The organism is Pseudomonas sp. P5_B2 (genome assembly GCF_056400445.1).
In genome coordinates, this window is the sequence record NZ_JBFULH010000524.1 from 1 (window position 1) to 2902 (window position 2902).

General features: G+C 54.8%; 4 protein-coding genes and 1 pseudogene. 4 read left to right on the forward strand and 1 reads right to left on the reverse strand.

Annotated elements, in window-relative coordinates; genetic code table 11:
- Positions 1–666: glycosyltransferase family 2 protein (locus tag AC1DRJ_RS23375; RefSeq protein WP_477804238.1), on the forward strand; the 666-nt coding region annotated here is incomplete at its 5' end.
- Positions 667–704: 38 nt separating this feature from the next.
- Here AC1DRJ_RS23375 and AC1DRJ_RS23380 read toward each other — a convergent pair.
- Positions 705–974 (reverse strand): hypothetical protein, encoded by a 270-nt coding sequence (locus AC1DRJ_RS23380; protein ID WP_477804239.1) that lies wholly within the window; start codon positions 972–974, stop codon positions 705–707.
- Between the two features lie 182 nt (positions 975–1156).
- On the opposite strand from AC1DRJ_RS23380, the gene AC1DRJ_RS23385 reads away from it, so the two are divergent.
- The 3 genes and pseudogenes from AC1DRJ_RS23385 to AC1DRJ_RS23395 form a co-directional block, all read left to right on the forward strand.
- Positions 1157–2296, forward strand: coding sequence for a glutathione-independent formaldehyde dehydrogenase (locus AC1DRJ_RS23385; RefSeq protein ID WP_477804240.1), 1140 nt, complete (start codon positions 1157–1159; stop codon positions 2294–2296).
- 95 nt (positions 2297–2391) lie between these two features.
- Positions 2392–2625, forward strand: coding sequence for a hypothetical protein (locus tag AC1DRJ_RS23390; RefSeq protein WP_477804241.1), 234 nt, complete (start codon positions 2392–2394; stop codon positions 2623–2625).
- 82 nt (positions 2626–2707) lie between these two features.
- Positions 2708–2902, forward strand: a pseudogene (locus AC1DRJ_RS23395) (DNA methylase); the annotation flags it as partial.

A 2902-nucleotide genomic window follows, 5' to 3' on the forward strand; every position in this document is an offset into this window, starting at 1 on the left:
AGGCACATCACCGCCTGCCTATCGTCCATCTTGATCGCCGCCAGGCATCCTGGTCTTGAAGGCCAGCACATCTCGATTCTTGTCGTTCTGGACGATTGTTCGGACAACACCGGCCAATTGGTTTCGGGGCAAAACGTAGCGAAACTGGACGTGTCATTTCAGAACGTGGGGAAGGCCAGAGCCACTGGCGCAGAGGCGTTACTCAATGCCGGAGCGCAGTGGCTTGCGTTCACAGATGCCGATACTGTCGTTCCGTACGATTGGCTTGCCCGCCAGATCGAGTTCAAAGCGGATGCGGTATGTGGAACGGTTGAAGTCGACAGTTGGGCAGAACATGGTGACCAGGTGCGTTCCAGGTATCTTGAGTTGTACCAGTTCATCGAAAATCATCGCCATATCCACGGCGCCAATCTCGGGCTTAGCGCCGAGGCTTACCGGAGCGCCGGAGGCTTTCAGCATCTTGCCGCACACGAGGACGTGCACCTGATAGCTGATCTTGAGAGGGTGGGCGCGCGTATCGTTTGGACGGCGACGAACCCGGTGGTCACCAGCGCACGCCGGGATTTCAAGTGTCGAGGCGGGTTTGGCGAATATTTGACCGCCCTCGGCGCTTCACTCGGACTGCCCACACTCAACCCGCTAGTGAGCGCTGGCGTTGCTCCTTGAGTGGCCGCGTATGGCGGAGGAAGACTTGATCTCTAGTTCTACTGACCGTCCAAGTTCTTTTTAAACCCGCGCAAGTTCATGAGGAACAGGCAAACCTGCAAAACAATCAGCGCGTAGGCATGCGCGTAGACACCCCAAATCACCCACAGCACATTGCTTAGACTGAAACATACAAACCCCATCATTCGCCTTTCGGGTCGCTGAGATCCGATCAGCCACGCGGCCAGTACGGTGACAAGCATCGCCGGCCATTGAACCCAATCAAGATCGGCCAAACGCTTTCCCTCGTTTTGAATTGAATTATTCATCCGACTCCCTCAAAAAAAGAGAGGCCTGCCGTTGCAAATAATTCAATATTTTCGACGCGCTACCTGTCGATTAACCGCTCGTCACTCTCACTCATCAATTGTTTGAACATCCGTTCATTTCTTCCTGACAGATAAGTCTGAGCAGACGAAATTTCCGTTCGTTTTGCTAATGGGAGAACCACATGAAAGCCATCGTTTATAACGGCCCGCGTGACGTGAGCGTGCAGAATGTCGCCGATGCCAAAATTGAAAAACCCACAGACGTTCTGGTTCGAATTACCACGACCAACATCTGCGGTTCAGACCTGCACATGTACGAAGGGCGTACATCAATGGAGACAGGACGTGTATTTGGGCACGAGAACCTCGGTGAGGTTATCGAGGTCGGCGCAGGCGTCGACCGAGTCAAGGTGGGGGATCGCGTTTGCCTGCCGTTCAACATCGGCTGTGGCTTCTGCGAAAACTGCGAGAAGGGCCTGACCGGTTTTTGTCTGACAGCCAACCCCGGAAGTGCAGGGGCTGCTTATGGATTTGCAGAGATGGGCCCCTATCAAGGCGGCCAGGCTGAATTGCTCCGCGTACCTTACGCAGACTTCAACTGCCTGGTGTTACCCGAGGACGCGCAAGAGCGTGAGGACGACTACGTCATGCTGTCCGATATTTTTCCAACGGGTTGGCACGCCACGGAGCTGGCCGGTCTTTTACCGGGGGAAAGCATAGCCATTTACGGTGCCGGCCCGGTCGGCCTGATGGCCGCTCACTCGGCAATGATCAAAGGCGCTTCTCAGGTATTCGTGATCGACAACCAACCTGACCGATTGAAGCTGGCTGCTCAAATGGGCGCCACGCCAATCAACTCGCTGGAGCAGGAAGCGGTGGATCAGATTCTCAATCTGACTCATGGCAAGGGCACTGATCGCGGTTGTGAATGCGTGGGCTATCAGTGCTGCGACCGTCATGGCCACGAAGCCAACCACTTGACCATGAACAACCTCGTCGCATCGACCAAGGCTACCGGTGGGATCGGTGTCGTAGGCGTATTTGTGCCGGAAGATCCGGGTGCCAAAAGTGACCTCGCGAAGCAAGGCAAAATGGCCTTCGACTTCGGGGCTTTCTGGTTCAAGGGGCAGCAGATCCGAACCGGGCAAGCCAACGTCAAAGTCTACAACCGCCGCCTGGCTGAACTCATCCACCACGGTCGTGCCAACCCCGCGCAAATCATCTCGCATCGGCTGAAACTGACTGAAGGGCCTGACGCCTACAAGCACTTCGACGCTCGGGACAATGGCTGGACAAAAGTTGTGCTCAAACCGGCAGCTTGAAGTCGATAAACCCAATGCCTGCGTCAGCTTCGCAAAAGGCGGCGCAGTTGGATAAGCGTGGTAGCTGTCTACAAAACTAAAAACGGGTGACCTCAATGAATTGTCTGATCTGTGTCGGTGTTGCGCAGCGCATTGAATGTGAGGGCCCTTGGGAAGAGAGGGATTGTCCGGAGTGTGGTCGCTACCGCGTGTCTGACGAACTCATCTTGGCCTTGATGGATCAGGGCCAGATTTTCGATGTCGCAAAAACCAGGGGATGGCTGGATGACCGGCGCACAGTAGCTACTATTCCTTCCATTGAGATGCACGAAGCGCTACTGGTGCATTGAGTGATTCAAGATCGGAAGAAACAGCAGATGCCAGACTTTGCTTTCGCTTGTCGCGGGATTCCCAGTTTGTAGAGAGGCACCGATGCCCAAAATCATCAGCGCCAGGGATCTGCAAATAAGCCTCGATGACGCGAACGAAGAGGGCTTGTTCAAGTGGTTGATTGCCAGCTTTCTGATGGGCAAACGAATTCAAGGAGCAATTGCCGCAAAGGCTTACCAGGTCATCGTCGAAAAACACCAACGTGATACGCCACGAAAGCTTGCCCGGTGCACGCAT

Bases quoted from the DNA above. Each gene is read 5' to 3' on its own strand.
- AC1DRJ_RS23390 (WP_477804241.1), top strand. From the start codon at position 2,392: ATGAATTGTCTGATCTGTGTCGGTGTTGCGCAGCGCATTGAATGTGAG.
- AC1DRJ_RS23385 (WP_477804240.1), top strand. From the start codon at position 1,157: ATGAAAGCCATCGTTTATAACGGCCCGCGTGACGTGAGCGTGCAGAAT.
- AC1DRJ_RS23380 (WP_477804239.1), bottom strand. From the start codon at position 974: ATGAATAATTCAATTCAAAACGAGGGAAAGCGTTTGGCCGATCTTGAT.